This is a genomic window from Amycolatopsis vancoresmycina (assembly GCF_000716785.1).
Taxonomy (GTDB): Bacteria; Actinomycetota; Actinomycetes; order Mycobacteriales; family Pseudonocardiaceae; genus Amycolatopsis; species Amycolatopsis vancoresmycina.
In genome coordinates, this window is sequence record NZ_JNYY01000032.1 from 39,340 (window position 1) to 53,765 (window position 14,426).

Below are 14,426 nucleotides of genomic sequence, written 5' to 3' on the forward strand. Positions count from 1 at the left end.
TTCGGGCGCTGCGGACGCTCCCAGGCCCGGCGCAACCGGCGGACAACGGACGGTTAAGAAACCGCCAACGCCAGGCGGCCATATCGCGCGCTCGCGAATTCACGAACCGGGGTCGAACCGCACGTTTCCGGAAGCCGAACCGCGGGTGGCCGGACGGCGGGGCCGCTACGCGGAGTACACCTCTTGTTCAGCATTCGTTCGCCTTCTATGATCTTCCGTGTGCAACCGCTCACGGACGGTGCTGTCCGCCTGATCGGCCGGGACGGTGAGCTGTCCCGGCTGACCGCCTGGGTGCACGAAGTCGCCGCCGGCCGCGGGCGGGCCGTCCTGGTGGACGGTGAACCGGGCATCGGCAAGACCGCCCTCGTCCAAGCCGCCTGCGCGGCCGCCGCCCGGTCCGGGTGCCAGGTCTTCCGGGGCGCCGGCGACGAACTCGGGCAGGCGCTGCCCCTGCTCCCCCTGCTGGACGCGTTGCGGATCACCGGTTCCGCGCCGGATCCCCGGCGGGGAGCCATCGCCGGGCTCCTGCGCGGCGACACCGCGCGCGGCACGGGGACGGACCTCGCCGCGGCGGCCGCCGAGCAGCTGCTGATCCTGGTCGACGAGCTCTGCCAGGCCGGCCCGGTGGTGCTGGTGGTCGACGAGCTGCAGTGGGCCGACCGCGCGACCGTGGCGGTGTGGGGCAGGCTCGCCCGGTCGGTCCGGCAGCTGCCGCTGCTCCTGGTCGGCGTGCTGCGCCCGGTCCCGCGCCGCGACGACCTGCGCGCGCTGCGGCGGATCGTCGGGCCCGCCGAACGGCTGCGCGTCGGGCGGCTCACCGACCCGGCCGCGCTCGAGCTGGTGGCGGAGCTGGCCGGCGGCAAACCGGGCGACCGGCTCGGGCAGCTCGCCGACGGCGCCGCCGGCAACCCCCTCTACCTCACCGAGCTGCTCGACGCCCTGGCCCGCGGTGCCTGCCTCGCCGTCGACGAAGCCGGGATCGCGGAGCTGACCGGCGGGCCGGCCCCCGACTCGCTGCCGGAAGCGATCGCCGACCGGCTCGGCTTCCTCTCGGAGCGGACGCGGACCGTGCTGCGGGCGGCCGCGCTGCTCGGCGTCGGCTTCTCGGTCGCGGACCTGACGGTCGTCGCCGAGGCCGAGCTGCCGGTGCTCCTGGCCGCGCTCGACGAAGCACGGGCGGCCGGGGTGCTGGTGGCCGCCGGCGACGACCTGGCCTTCCGGCACCCCCTGATCCGCCAGGCCCTGTACGACGAGCTGCCCGCCGGGGTCCGGGTCGTGTGGCACCGGGCCGCCGCGCGGGCGCTGGCCGACGCCGGTGCCCCGGTCGAGCGGGTCGCCCGGCAGCTGCTGCCCACGGTGTCCGGCGGGGACGGCGGCGAACCGGTGCCCGGCTGGGTCATCGGCTGGCTGCTCGGCGCCGCCACCGCGCTGACCGGCCAGGCCCCCGAGGTCGCGGTCGCGCTGCTGCGCCGGGCGGTGCGCGATAGCACGGCGGCCGCGCTGAGCTGCCGCCTGGCCGAGGCCCTCTACCGGGTCGGCGACTTCGCCGAAGCCGAGCGGGTCGCCGAGCGCGCGCTCGGCCGGGCCGACGACCCGGACCTGCGCGTCGACCTGCTCACGACGGTGACGCAGTGCCGGGCGATGACCGGCCGCTCGGCCGAGTCCCTCGCCGCGCTGGACCGGGCGGCGGCCGCGCCGGGCCTGCCCGCCCGGCACCGGGCGCGGCTGCTGGTGCTCACCGCGCGGACGCACCGCGATCTCGGCGAGGTCGACACCGCCGCCCGCGTCGCCGCCGAAGCGCTGGCCGGCGCGGGCGAGGACCACTGGGCGACCGGGTGGGCGCTGCACGTGCTGAGCCTGGTCGCGATGATGCGCGGCGAGTGGACCGAAGCGCTGCCGCTGTTCGAACGCGCGATGGCCACCGCCGCGGGCGACCCCGCGCTCACCGACCTCGGGCTGCTGCTGCGCATCAACCAGGCGGTCACCTTCGGCGCGCTCGACCGCTACCCCGACGCGCTCGCCGCCGCCGAGCGGGCCCGCGAACGGGCCGACCGCGCCGGGAGCGTGGTGCGGCTGACCCAGGCGCAGAGCGCGCTCGGCCAGCTGCTGCTGGGCAGCGGCCGCTGGGACGACGCCGTGGCGGAGGTGGACGTCGTCCCGGACGACCTCAAGGACCCGAGCGTGGCGTGCTGCGACCACGGCGTGGCGGCGATCATCTGCTTCCACCGCGGCGAGACGGCCGAAGCGCACCGGCACCTGGAGGCGGCGGCCCCGTGCGCGGAGCGGATCGGCGGCCGGGTGGTCGAATCGCTGGCGTTGGCGCGCAGCCTCGCCTTCGAGCAGGCCGGCGAACCGGAGCGGGCGCTCGCCACGCTGACCGCCGCACTGACCGGCGAGGACGAAGGCGAGGGCCTGCTCGGGGACGCCGTCCGGCTGGCCGTGGAGATCGGCGACGCCGCCACCGCGGCGGAGATCGGGGCCCGGGTCCGCGCGATCACGGCCGGGGCGGCCGTCCCGCACCGCAAGGCGCTGGGCCGGTACTGCCAGGGGATGACCGACCGGGACCCGGCGGCGTTGCTGCGCGCGGCCGACGGTTACCGCGACGCGGGCCGCCCCCTCCCCCGCGCGAAGGCACTGGAAGCGGCGGCGATCGCGTTCGCCGAAGCGGGCGACCGGGGTTCCGCGCGGGCGGCGTTCACGCACACGCTGGACCTGTGCGGCAGCCTGGGCGCGCACTGGGACGTGGCCCGGCTGCGCGCCCGCTTCCGCGGCTTCGGCATCCGGCGCGGCCCGACGGTGAAGCACCGCCAGGCCACGCACGGCTGGGACAGCCTCACGCCGACGGAGACCAAGATCGCCGGCCTGGTGGTGGCGGGCCTGTCGAACCCGCAGATCGCGGCGCGGCTGTTCCTGTCGCCGCGCACGGTCGCCACCCACGTTTCGCACATCCTGGCCAAGCTCGGCGTGCACTCCCGCATCGACATCGCCCGCGAAGCGACCCGCAACTCGGCGTCGGGCTAGCTCGTCCCGGAGTGGCGGATCCGGCTCCACAGCGGCACGACGAACCACCACAGCGCGAACCACGCCAGTGCCCCGGCGGTGAACCACGCGGCGAGCGCGGGCCCGAGCGTGACGCTGAGGATCAGCAGCAGCGCGGAGCCGATGGAGAGCATCAGCAGCGTCAGCCCGCACAACGCGAACCGGCTGGACGCGAGCACGAGCTGCCGCTTCAGCCGCCGCTGGTAGACCAGCCGGTGAAAGGCGGCCGGCGCGATCAGCAGCGCGGTGGCGGCCGCCCCGAGCACCAGCGCGGCCACGTAGACGCGCCGCTCGAAGTCGGTCAGCGTCGCGAACCGCGGCGTGAAGGCGACGGTGAGCAGGAAGGCGAGCAGCAGCTGCACCCCGGTCTGCGCCACTCGCACTTCCTGCAGTATTTCGGCGTAGTTCCGGTCCAGCCGCTGCACCGGCGTTTCGCGGCGCACCGCGAAGTTCCACTGGTCGTGGGCGTCCGGGAGCTCGTGGAGGTCCGGATGGGTTCGGTCGATTCCGTTCACCTTCATGCCGTGAACCGTCCCGCGAACGGCCGGTCGAGACATCGGTCGGTCAAGGGATGTGGGAAGGCTCCGACGGCGGGCAGGGAACGGCACCCACCGGGTCCGGCGGGGCTCAGTCAGCCGCGGCGGCGTTCGCGCGGTCGATCGCCGCCATGTTCTCCTCCGCCCACGTGCGCAACGCCGCGAGCGGTACCTCCAGGGACTGGCCCAAAACCGTCAGGCGGTAATGGACCCTCGGTGGGACCGTCGGCTCCACGCGGCGGGCCACCAGGCCGTCGCGGGTGAGGCTCTGCAGCGTCACCGACAGCATCTTCTGTGACACGCCCGGGATGCGGCGCTGCAGCTCGGCGAACCGCACCTCGTCCTCGCCCGCCTCGGCCAGGACCTTCACCGCCATCGAGGTCCACTTCGTGCCGATGCGGTCCAGGAGGCGGCGGGTCGGGCATGCCGGGTCGAAGAGGTCTCCCTTGCCGGAGGGGGTCACCTGGAGCTCACCACCTGTTCGCGAAGTGCCGTCTTGGCGTGGCCGGGCTGGTTACCTAGCCTCATCTGGTCACCAATGGTAACCACCGAAGGAGTCAACGTGCGCGAGCAGCGGGTCAGGGCGAACGGCATCGAGATCAACGTCGCCGTCGCCGGAGCGGGACCGGCGTTGCTGCTGCTGCACGGCTTCCCGCACACCTGGCGCCTCTGGACCGCCGTCATCCTGCACCTGGCCCGGCACCACCGGGTCATCGCCCCGGACCTGCGCGGCCTCGGGGCCTCCACCCGCGCCGCCGGGGGCTACGACGCCGGCACCCTCGCCGCCGACGCCGAAGCGCTGCTCGACGCCTTGGGCGAGCCGGTTGCGACCGTTGCCGGGATCGATGCCGGTGCCGCGCCCGCCTTCCTGCTCGCCATGCGGCGGCCCGGGCGGGTGCGGCGGCTCGTGCTCATGGAGGCACAGCTCGGGCAGCTGCCCGGGGGCTTCGCGACACCGCCGTGGTGGTTCGGGTTCCACGCCGTCCCCGGGCTCGCCGAGACCGTCCTCGCCGGGCACGAGGCGGACTACCTCGGGTGGTTCCTCGACGCCGGCACCCGGGGCCGCGGGGTGCCGCCCGCGATCCGGGACCACTTCACCGCGGCCTACACCGGGCGCGAAGCCCTGCGCTGCGCCTTCGAGCACTACCGGGCCATGCCCGAAACCGCGGCTCAGATCGCCGCCGCCACCGCGGCCGGCCGGCTCACCGTGCCCACCGTGGCGATCGGCGCCCAGCCGGTCGGGGACGCCCTCGCGCGCCAGCTGCGCCCGGTGACCGACGACCTCACCGCCCACCTCGTCGAAGACTGCGGCCACATCATTCCGCTGGACCGCCCGGAAGCCCTCCTGCCGCTGCTGACCGCCTGACGTCAGCCGAGGCCTTGCCGCGACAGCCAGTCCTTCGCCACGTCCGCGGCCGGCTCGCCGCCGGAGTCGACCCGTTTGTTCAGCTCGCGCATCCCCTCCGCCGTGAGCTTCGCGCTCACCGCGTCGACCGCGGCGGCGAAGTCCGCGCCGCGCTCGTCCAAGACCTTCTTGTTCACCGCGGGTACGACGTTCTCGGTCGGCACCATGGCCAGATCGTCCTTGAGCGCCACGTACTTCGCGTCGCCGGGCAGCGGGCTCACCGAGTCGACCGGGATGACCGTCACCGCCCCGGAGTCGAGCTGCTGCACGCGTGGCCCGAGCTCCTGGACGGTCCGGAAGCTCGCGTTCGTCAGCTTGTACACGTCCGTGAAGCCCTTGAAGCACGTCAGCCGCTTTTCGCACTCCGGACCACCCGCCAGCACGACCTTGTCGAGCTTCTTCAGGTCACTGATGCTCGCGAGGCCCTTCGATTGCGCGAGATCGGCCTTGACGATGTAGGTGTTCTTGTCCTCGGCCGCCGCGTAGTTCAGCAGCGAGACGCCGCTGGGCTCGAGCAGCTTCGCCAGCTGTTCGTGCTCGCCCTTGGCGTCCTTCACCGGTTCCTTGCCGAAGCCGGCCGCGATCGCCGAGCCCTGGTACTCCGGGATGAATTGCAGCTCACCGGACTTCAGGGACGGGTAGATCAGCTCCCGCGAGCCCAGGTTCAGCTTGCGCGAAACCGGATAGCCCTTGGCTTCCAGCGCCTGCGCGTAGATCTCGGCGAGGATCTGGCTGTCGGTGAAGTTGAAGGACGCGACGACGATCGGCGCCCCGCCCTTGCCCAACCACATCGTGGGAATCAGCCGGCGAGGTGCGCGCGCAGCGTCGAGCCGGTGTACCCGGTCCGGTACCGGCCCTTCTGCTTCAGGATCGGCACGACGTGGTCAACGAATGCGGCGAGTTCGCCGGGCAGCGTCGAGCCCATGATGGTGAACCCGTCGACGGCGCCGGCGTCCTGCCAGGTGAGCACGTGGTCGGCGAGCTGCTCCGGCGTGCCCACGAAGTGGACCTGCCCCGCACCCCCGGTGATCCGCGCGGCGATCTCGCGCAACGGGGCGCCGGGACGCTCGCGCGCCGCTGCAGCCAGCTGCTGCAGGCGGCTCGACCCGCCGCCGGTTCGCAGCTCGGCGGGCAGCGGGGCGTCCGGGTCGAACGCGTCCGGGTCGAGGCCCGCGGTGTACAGCGCGTTCTGCCAGCGGAACTCCGGGCTGGCCAGCTCTTCCAGCCGGGCGGCCCGGGCCTTCGCCTCGGCCTCGGTGCCGCCCAGAGTGATCATCAGGGCGGGCAGGACGCGCACACGCGCGGGATCCCGGCCCGCCTCGACGATCCCGGCGTCCAGCTCGGCCCGGAACTTCACCGCCGCCGCCAGCGACGGCGGCCCCGAGAACACCAGCTCCGCGTACCGGGCGGCGAGCCCGATCCCGGCGGCCGATTGTCCCGCCTGGACGAGCACCGGCCGCCCCTGCGGCGACCGCGGGAACGGCAGCACGCCTTCGACGTCGTAGAACCGGCCGTGGAAGCGCGGGGCGTGCAGCTTGGCGCGGTCGGCCCAGATCCCGTTCTCGCGGTCGCCGACGATCGCGTCGCCGTCCCAGCTGTCCCACACCCGCGTGACTACGTCGACGAACTCGTGCGCGCGCTCGTACCGGTCGGCGTGGTCCGGGTGGGCGGGCTCGCCGAAGTTCGCGGCGGCCAGCGGGGTGATGGTGGTGACGACGTTCCAGCCGGCGCGGCCGCCGCTGAGGTGGTCCAGCGTGGCGAACCGGCGCGCGAGCTCCCACGGCTTGTTGTAGGTCGTCGAGCCGGTGCCGATGAGGCCGATCCTCCCGGTGACGGCGGCCAGCGCGGAGAGCACGGCGATCGGGTCGAACTGCGTCTGCGGGAGGTGGGTGACGCGGTATTCGGCGATGGCGATGTTGTCGGCGAGGAAGACGGAGTCCATCAGCCCGCGCTCGGCGATCCGCGCGATGTCGGCGTAGTACGGCAGCCCGAGCACCCCGCGGACGTCGTCCTCGACGACTCGCCACGCGGATTCGTGGTAGCCGTTCGGCCAGATGAAAGCGTTGAAGTGCAGGGATTTTCCGGTCATCACGCTCCTTCGACGACGCCGGCGGCGTCCGCGACCGTACGCCCGTGGACGGCGGGGCGCCCGCCGTACGGGTCGTCGCCGGTCCACAGTGGCGTCGGCGCGGCCGCGCGCACGACGGGCACGACTTCCGAGGCGAAGCGTTCGAGCATGTCGAGCTGCTGTTCGTGCGGGATCATCGTGGGCAGGCTGAACGACTGCAGGTCGTGGCCGAAAGCTTCGTGCCACCACAGGATCTTTTCGGCGATCTGCCCGGGACTGCCGACGAGGACCGGGCCGCGCTCGATGGCGTCGTCGATGGTCGGGAATTCCATCGGGTTGCCGGGCGTGTGGTTCCCCGGCTGGTTGAAGTAGGCGACGATCTTCTCGTACGTCGGGCCGAACGCCTCCCGCGCTTCCTGCGTGGTGCCGGCCAGGTACAGGAACCCCGCGCCCGCACCGACGAAGGCGAACCGCGGATCGTGGCCGTGTCCGGCGTAGTGCTTGCGGTAGTGCTCGATCAGCGCGGTGTACCGGTCCCGCGGCTGGAGGGCGTTGGCGGAGAACAGCGGGTCACCCCACTTCGCGGCCAGTTCGGCCGACGTCTCGGTGGTCGCCGAGCCGTGCCAGACCCGGGGCGCGCCCGCGAACGGCCGTGGCAGGCTCGTCACCCCGTCCAGCGGGCCGCGGAACCGTCCCGACCAGGTGACGTCCTCCTCCCGCCACAGGCGCCGCAGCAGTTCGTACTTCTCCGCGAGGGCGTCCCACTGGTCGCCGTTCCCGATGCCGAACATCGGCAGCTGACGCAGCTCGTTGCCCTTGCCGATCACCAGCTCCAGCCGCCCGCGGGAGAGCTGGTCGACCGTGGCGTAGTCCTCCGCCACCCGCAGCGGGTCGTGGAGCGACAGCACCGAGACGCCGGTCTGGATCCGCACCCGGCTGGTCGTCGCGGCGATCGCGCCGAGCAGCACGGTGACCCCGCTGCTCAGGAACTGCCCCGCATGCCGTTCCCCGAGCGCGACGGCGTCGAACCCGAACTCCTCCGCGTGGCGCGCCGACGCGAGTGCCTGCGCGAAGCGCTCGTCGGTACGGACCCGGCGGCCGGTCACCGGGTTCGTCAGGTGGGGCAGGATGTCCAGGACCTGGAATCTCATCGCGTGGCTCCGTCCGCTTCGTGGACCGCGATCATCGTGCCGACGACGGGGCCGGTGCCGTCAAGTCGTTCCACCGGCCGGGCGGTGCCGGCGGAACCGGCGTTTTATTCCCGTGCCCGGCACTCGTCCCAGCAGTTGGCCGCGGCCGCCCGGCGGGCGCGATCCGGCGCACACTGCGAAGCGAGTCGATGAGGAAGGGGAACGCGGGGATGGCATCAGGAACCGGGCCGCGGATCGCCGTCGCACTGGACGGGGCGGGGTGGCACCCCGCTGCCTGGCGCGAACCCGGCGCCCGGCCCCGCGAGCTGCTCACCGCCGGCTACTGGGCCGACGTCGTCCGCGAAGCCGAGGCCGGGAAGCTGGACTTCGTCACCTTCGAAGACTCGCTGGCGCTGCAGACCGTGCACCCCCTCGACCGGCCCGGCGAGCGGACCGGCATCGTCCAGGGCCGGCTCGACGCCGTGCTCGTCGCCGCCCGCGTCGCCCCGCTGACCTCGCGCATCGGGCTGGTGCCGACCGCCGTGGTCACCCACACCGAGCCGTTCCACCTGTCCAAGGCCATCGCCACCCTCGACTACGTCAGCACCGGACGCGCCGGGGTGCGCGTGCAGGTCGCCGGGCGCGCCGACGACAACCGGCACTTCGGGCGCCGCGAGTTCGGCGAGTTCCGGCTCGAGGACGCCGCCGAGCCGGACAAGCCGAGCCCGCTGGCCGAACTGTTCGACGAAGCCGCGGACTACGTCGAGGTGCTGCGCCGGCTGTGGGACAGCTGGGAGGACGACGCCGAGATCCGCGACGTCGCCACCGGCCGGTTCGTCGACCGGGACAAGCTGCACTACATCGACTTCACCGGCCGCTGGTTCTCGGTCAAGGGCCCGTCGATCACCCCGCGGCCGCCGCAGGGCCAGCCGCCGGTCACCGCGCTGGCCCACGCCGCCGTCCCCTACCGGCTCGCCGCCCGCTCCGCCGACGTCGTCTACGTGACCCCGTTCGACCGCGGGCAGGCCGGTGCGATCGTCGCCGAGGTGCGCGACGAGCAGGAGAAGGCCGGGCGCGGCGCCGAGACCCTGCACGTCTTCGGCGACGTCGTCGTGTTCCTCGGCGAGACCGAGCAGGCCGCCGCCGACCGCAAGGCCCGGCTCGACGACCTGGCCGGCGAGGAGTTCACCTCCGACGCCCACGTCTTCACCGGCACCCCGGCCGGCCTCGCCGACCTGCTGCTCGACTGGCACGCCGCCGGGCTGTCCGGCTTCCGGCTGCGCCCGGGCGCGGTCCCGCACGACCTGACCGCCGTCACCCGCGGCCTGGTGCCCGAGCTGCACTCCCGCGGGGCCTTCCGCACCGAGTACGAGGCGAGCACCCTGCGCGGGCTGCTCGGCCTCGCCCGCCCCGCCAACCGCTACGCCGCCGTCTGAGGAGGCCCGTGATGTCCCGGAAGCAGATCCACCTCGCGGCGCACTTCCCCGGCGTCAACAACACGACCGTGTGGAGCGACCCCGAAGCCGGCAGCCACATCGAGTTCAGCTCGTTCGTCAAGCTCGCGCAGACCGCCGAGCGCGCGAAGTTCGACTTCTTCTTCCTCGCCGAGGGGCTGCGGCTGCGCGAGCAGAACGGGCAGATCTACGACCTCGACGTCGTCGGCCGTCCCGACACCTTCACGGTGCTCTCGGCGCTGGCGGCGGTCACCGACCGGCTCGGCCTGGCGGGGACGATCAACTCGACGTTCAACGAGCCCTTCGAGGTGGCCCGGCAGTTCGCCTCGCTCGACCACCTTTCCGCCGGGCGCGCCGCGTGGAACGTCGTGACGTCGTGGGACGCGTTCACCGGCGAGAACTTCCGCCGCGCCGGGTTCCTCCCGCAGGACCAGCGGTACGAGCGCGCCGAGACGTTCCTGCGCACGGCCTGGGAACTGTTCGATTCCTGGCGCGGCGGCGAGCTCGCCGCCGACGCCGGGACCGGCGTGTTCCTGCGTGATCCGGCCGCGGGCGCGTTCGCCCACCACGACGCCCACTTCGACATCGAGGGCCGGTTCCCGGTGCCCCGCAGCCCGCAGGGGCGGCCGGTGATCATCCAGGCCGGCGACTCCGACGAGGGCCGCGAGTTCGCCGCGGCCACCGCGGACGCGATCTTCAGCCGGTACGGCACCCTCGAAGCGGGCCAGGCGTTCTACTCCGACGTGAAGGGCCGGCTGGCGAAGTACGGCCGCACGCCGGAGCAGCTGGTGATCCTGCCGGCGGCGACGTTCGTGCTCGGCGACACCGACGCCGACGCCCACGAGCGCGCCCACGTCGTCCGGCGCCGGCAGGTCAGCGCGCAGACGGCGATCAAGTTCCTCGAGCAGGTGTGGAACACCGACCTGTCCGGCCACGACCCCGACGGGCCGCTGCCGTCGGCGGACCCGGTGGTCGACGGGTCCACGATCGCGCCGGGCCGCGCCAGCGTCCGGATGTACCGCGACCCGGTGGCCACGGCCCGCGAATGGCGGCAGCTGGCCGAGGCGAAGAACCTGTCGACCCGCGACCTGATCATCGAGGTCACCGGCAGGCAGACGTTCATCGGCTCCCCGGCGACGGTGGCCGCCTCGATCGACGACCTGGTGCAAGCCGACGCCAGCGACGGCTTCATCCTCGTCCCGCACGTCACACCGGGCGGGCTCGACGAATTCGCCGACAAGGTCGTGCCGCTGCTGCAGGAACGCGGCTCCTACCGCACCGAGTACACCGGCACCACCCTCCGCCACCACCTGGGCCTCGAGCCGCTCGACGCCTGACCGCCGGAACCCGCCGGACTTTTTCGGCCGCACCTGCAACAGCCCCCGGGGGCAGCGGCATCTTGAAGGGTGTGCAGTTCGAAGAGTTCGCCCGCGAGCAGCTGCCCGGACTGGTGCGGTTCGCCGCCGTCCTCACCGGGGACCGTGAGCTGGCGCAGGACGTCGTGCAGGACGCCCTCGTGCGCGCGCACCGGGCCTGGCGGCAGCTCGCGGCGGCCGACCGGCCCGAGCTGTACATGCGGAAGATCGTCGTCAACGGCTACCTCGGCTGGCGGCGGCGCTGGTACCAGCGGTCCGTGCGGCCCGCGCCGGACGTGCTGCGGTTCCGGGAGCCCGCCGAGCCCGATCCGGCCGGGCGGATCGCCGACGCCGACCAGCTCAGCGGGCTGCTCGCCGGGCTGACCCGGGCCCAGCAGGCGTCGATCGTCCTGCGGTTCTACGAGGACCGCGACGACGACGAGATCGCCGCCGTCCTCGGCTGCGCGCCGGGGACGGTCCGCAGCCACATCTCGCGCGGCCTGAGTTCGCTGCGCGTCCGGCTCACCGAAGGCAAGGAGAGCGTGTGATGACCGACCTCGACCAGCTGCGCCGCGTGTTGCACGCCCAGGAGGCCCTGGCCCCCGATCCGGACGTCGTGCTCGCCGCCGCCACCCGCCGGATCCGGCGGCGCCGGGCCACCGGGGTGGCCGCCGTGACCCTCACCGTGGTCGCCGTCGGTGCCGGGACCATCGGGCTGCTGGAGCGGGGGCCCGCGGCGGTGCCGCCGGCCGCCCACCCGAATCCCCCGGCCGCCGCGGCGCCGGACCGCGGCACGGCGCTCCCCGCCGCGCCGTCGATCAGCCTCGACGACGGTTCGTGGCAGCTGCTGATGTGGGCCGTCCAGCCGCACTTCGCCAGCTTGCACTACGGGCGGGACCACCGGTACGCGTTCGAGATCGACGTCCGCGACGGCGCCGCACCCCGCGATGCGCTGCCGGCCAAGCCCACGTCCGCCGGTCAGCTCCCGCACCCGCAGTCGGTGATGTGGCAGGACGGCCCGGACCGGTGGATCTGGGTGCGGACCACGAAGCCGGTGACGGCCGCCGAAATGCTCGGCCTGCTCGGAAAGGTCCGCGCCACGCCGCCGGTCGTCCATTCGCCGCTGAAGACGCTGCAGATCCCCGCCGGGCAGAAGGCCGCCACGTTCACCAGTGAGCCCGAAGCCAACACGCTCGTGCTCTGCCCCGACCCGGAAACCATGCGGGCGCCGCTCGACAGCCGGTGTTTCTCCCTGTTCCTCACGCTGACCGAACGGGCCGGGGACAGCCCCTCGCCGGAGGACCCGCTGCCGGTGCACCAGCACCGGGCGATCGGGGCCTACACCGTCGAAATCGACAGCTCGCCCGCGAACAAGGCGGCCGCCCGGGCGCTGCTGGACTCCGTGCAGCTCACCCGGTAGCCGCCACGGCCACGGCGATCCGCTCCGGAAGGGTCCCTGATGCGTGGTGCCGTGGTCGTCCTCCTGGTGGGCGCCATCGCCGGCGCGCTCGTCGCGGCGTCCTGCCTGCGGCCCGCGAAGGCGCCCGCCGCGGCGCACCCGCCGCCGGCCGCCGCGGCACCGCCGCCGCGTGCGCGGCTGGTCGTGCCGGATCCGGCGGAGGTCAAGGTGGCCGTCGACGTCCGGGGCGAGTGGTCCTGGGCGTTGCGCGAACTCGGCAGCGGTGCCGTGGTCGGCGACGGCACCCTGCGCACCACGGCCGGAGCCGTGATCAGGAGCTGGCTCGCCGTCGACTTCCTCGCGGCACGGGGGTCGCGGGTCTCCGCGGCGGACGCGGCCCGGCTGGACCGGCTGGTCCGGGCCGGTGACGACCGCGTCGCGCAGACGCTGTACCGGCGGCTCGGCGGGGACCGCTCGCTCGCCCGGATGATCCGGACGTGCGGGCTGCGCGAGACCCGGATCCAGCCGGGCCGGTGGGCCGGGACCACCATGTCCGCGACCGACGCGACCCTGCTCGGCCGGTGCGTGGCCCGCGGCCCGGGCTTGAGCCCGCCGTGGCGGGCCAAGCTGCTCGACCTCATGCGCCCGGCCGCGCCCGGCGACGCGTCCGGCATCCCGGACGCACCGGCGCTCGCGGGACGGCACTTGGCGGTCGGGAACGGCTGGACCCGGCGCGGGACCTGGTGGACGGTCGGCTGCCTGGCCGTCTGGGACCACTGGGTGCTGGCGGTCCTGGTGCACTACCCGGACCAGGGCGACGGGCACCGGTACGGGGCGGACGTGTGCAAGGCCGTCGCCCAGCAGTTGTTCGAACCCGGCTTCGCGCCGGGGCGATGAGTCCTCAGTAGACCGAATGCAGCAGGTCGGCGACCTCCGCTGCGGACGGCAGGCGCGGAGCGTTCTTGGTGACGGCGTCGGCGACCGCGTCCGCCGCGATCGCCGGGATGTCCGCGCGGGTGACGCCGAGGTCCCGCAACGGGCGCTTGATCTCGATGGCGGCCGAGATTTCGCGGACGGCCTCGATGGCCGCGCTTGCCCAGTCCGCGGCCGATGGCACGTGCAGCGCGCGAGCCGCCGTCTCGTACGCCTCCGCCGCGGCGGCCGCGCTGAACGCCATCACCTCCTCCAGCACCGCGGCCAGCGCGACCCCGTGCGGCGTGCCCGTGTGCGCGGTCAGCGCGTGGCCGATGCCGTGGACCAGGCCGAGGCCGGACAGCGTGAGGGCGTGCCCGGCCAGGTGCGCGCCGAGCATCAGCTGCGCCCGCGCCGCCAGGTCACCGCCGTCGCGGTAGGCCACTGGCAGCCAGCGCCCGACGAGCCCGACCGCCTGCGCGGCGTAGGCCGCCGAGAACGGCGTGGATCCGCGGGAGGCCAGGGATTCGATGCCGTGGACCAGGGCGTCCAGGCCGGTCGCGGCGGTGATCCGGGCCGGCAGCCCGAGGGTGAGCTCCGGGTCCAGCACGGCGATCCGCGGCCGGACCGAGGAGTGTCCGATGTAGACCTTCCGGCGGGCGCAGACGTCTTCGGCGACGCCGAAACCGTTGGTTTCCGCGCCGGTGCCGGCGGTCGTGGGGACGGCGATCAGCGGCAGGCCGCCGCCGGCGTCCCACAGCCGGCCGGCGTCCGCGGCCGCGGCACCCGGGTTGCCGGCGAGCAGCGAGATGCCCTTCGCCGCGTCCAGGGCCGAGCCGCCGCCGAGCGCGAGCACCACCGAGTCACCGAAGCCGCGCAGCGCGGCGGCACCGCGGTCGAGTTCCGCGGTCGACGGGTTCGGGCCGACGTCCTCGTGCACGGCGTGCTCGAGCCCCGCGCCGGCCAGGATCTTCTCGACGCGCCCGACGATTCCCGTGGCCCGCAGTCCCCGGTCGGTGACCACGAACACCCGGCGGTGACCCAGGCCGGCGACGAAGCCGGGCAGCTCGGCGACGACCCCGGGGCCGTATTCGGTCCGGCCGGCCGGCTCGACGGTCAGGCGCACGC

General features: G+C 74.0%; 13 protein-coding genes. 7 read left to right on the forward strand and 6 right to left on the reverse strand.

What is annotated here, in order from left to right; genetic code table 11:
* Positions 1-219 precede the first annotated feature (219 nt).
* Positions 220-3,021, forward strand: a complete 2,802-nt coding sequence (locus OO60_RS48305) for a helix-turn-helix transcriptional regulator (RefSeq protein WP_033263500.1) — start codon at positions 220-222, stop codon at positions 3,019-3,021.
* Here the strand turns inward: OO60_RS48305 and OO60_RS42020 are convergent.
* Together OO60_RS42020 and OO60_RS42025 are read right to left on the reverse strand one after the other, a co-directional pair.
* Positions 3,018-3,560: a DUF6328 family protein gene (locus OO60_RS42020; protein ID WP_003089931.1), complete on the reverse strand. Its 543-nt coding sequence runs from the start codon at positions 3,558-3,560 to the stop codon at positions 3,018-3,020. The two genes, OO60_RS48305 and OO60_RS42020, sit on opposite strands and share 4 nt — an antisense overlap.
* A 106-nt stretch (positions 3,561-3,666) precedes the next feature.
* Complete coding sequence (locus OO60_RS42025) at positions 3,667-4,038, reverse strand: winged helix-turn-helix transcriptional regulator (RefSeq protein ID WP_003089936.1); 372 nt, start codon at positions 4,036-4,038, stop codon at positions 3,667-3,669.
* A gap of 99 nt (positions 4,039-4,137) precedes the next feature.
* On the opposite strand from OO60_RS42025, the gene OO60_RS42030 reads away from it, so the two are divergent.
* Entirely contained in the window at positions 4,138-4,941 is an 804-nt protein-coding gene (locus OO60_RS42030) for an alpha/beta fold hydrolase (RefSeq protein ID WP_003089939.1), read from the forward strand.
* Between the two features lie 2 nt (positions 4,942-4,943).
* Here the strand turns inward: OO60_RS42030 and OO60_RS42035 are convergent, their stop codons facing one another.
* From OO60_RS42035 to OO60_RS42045, 3 genes are read right to left on the reverse strand one after another with little or no spacing between them, the layout of a single operon-like run.
* Positions 4,944-5,771, reverse strand: a complete 828-nt coding sequence (locus OO60_RS42035) for an ABC transporter substrate-binding protein (protein WP_081911321.1) — start codon at positions 5,769-5,771, stop codon at positions 4,944-4,946.
* Positions 5,772-5,779: 8 nt separating this feature from the next.
* Positions 5,780-7,069 (reverse strand): NtaA/DmoA family FMN-dependent monooxygenase, encoded by a 1,290-nt coding sequence (locus OO60_RS42040; RefSeq protein ID WP_003089945.1) that lies wholly within the window; start codon positions 7,067-7,069, stop codon positions 5,780-5,782.
* Positions 7,069-8,199, reverse strand: a complete 1,131-nt coding sequence (locus OO60_RS42045) for an LLM class flavin-dependent oxidoreductase (RefSeq protein ID WP_003089948.1) — start codon at positions 8,197-8,199, stop codon at positions 7,069-7,071. The genes OO60_RS42040 and OO60_RS42045 overlap by 1 nt, the downstream gene beginning before the upstream one ends.
* 209 nt (positions 8,200-8,408) lie before the next feature.
* On the opposite strand from OO60_RS42045, the gene OO60_RS42050 reads away from it, so the two are divergent.
* The 5 genes from OO60_RS42050 (at position 8,409) to OO60_RS42070 (ending at position 13,283) form a co-directional block, all read left to right on the forward strand.
* Positions 8,409-9,614, forward strand: coding sequence for an LLM class flavin-dependent oxidoreductase (locus OO60_RS42050; protein WP_003089951.1), 1,206 nt, complete (start codon positions 8,409-8,411; stop codon positions 9,612-9,614).
* Between the two features lie 11 nt (positions 9,615-9,625).
* Positions 9,626-10,969 (forward strand): NtaA/DmoA family FMN-dependent monooxygenase, encoded by a 1,344-nt coding sequence (locus tag OO60_RS42055; protein ID WP_003089952.1) that lies wholly within the window; start codon positions 9,626-9,628, stop codon positions 10,967-10,969.
* A 71-nt stretch (positions 10,970-11,040) separates the two neighbouring features.
* Positions 11,041-11,535 (forward strand): SigE family RNA polymerase sigma factor, encoded by a 495-nt coding sequence (locus tag OO60_RS42060; RefSeq protein WP_003089955.1) that lies wholly within the window; start codon positions 11,041-11,043, stop codon positions 11,533-11,535.
* Positions 11,535-12,407: a hypothetical protein gene (locus OO60_RS42065; protein WP_081911322.1), complete on the forward strand. Its 873-nt coding sequence runs from the start codon at positions 11,535-11,537 to the stop codon at positions 12,405-12,407. Before OO60_RS42060 ends, OO60_RS42065 begins: the two co-directional genes overlap by 1 nt.
* Positions 12,408-12,446: 39 nt before the next feature.
* Positions 12,447-13,283: a serine hydrolase gene (locus tag OO60_RS42070; RefSeq protein WP_033263473.1), complete on the forward strand. Its 837-nt coding sequence runs from the start codon at positions 12,447-12,449 to the stop codon at positions 13,281-13,283.
* Between the two features lie 4 nt (positions 13,284-13,287).
* Here the strand turns inward: OO60_RS42070 and OO60_RS42075 are convergent, their stop codons facing one another.
* Positions 13,288-14,424 (reverse strand): iron-containing alcohol dehydrogenase family protein, encoded by a 1,137-nt coding sequence (locus OO60_RS42075; protein WP_033263474.1) that lies wholly within the window; start codon positions 14,422-14,424, stop codon positions 13,288-13,290.
* Positions 14,425-14,426 lie beyond the last annotated feature (2 nt).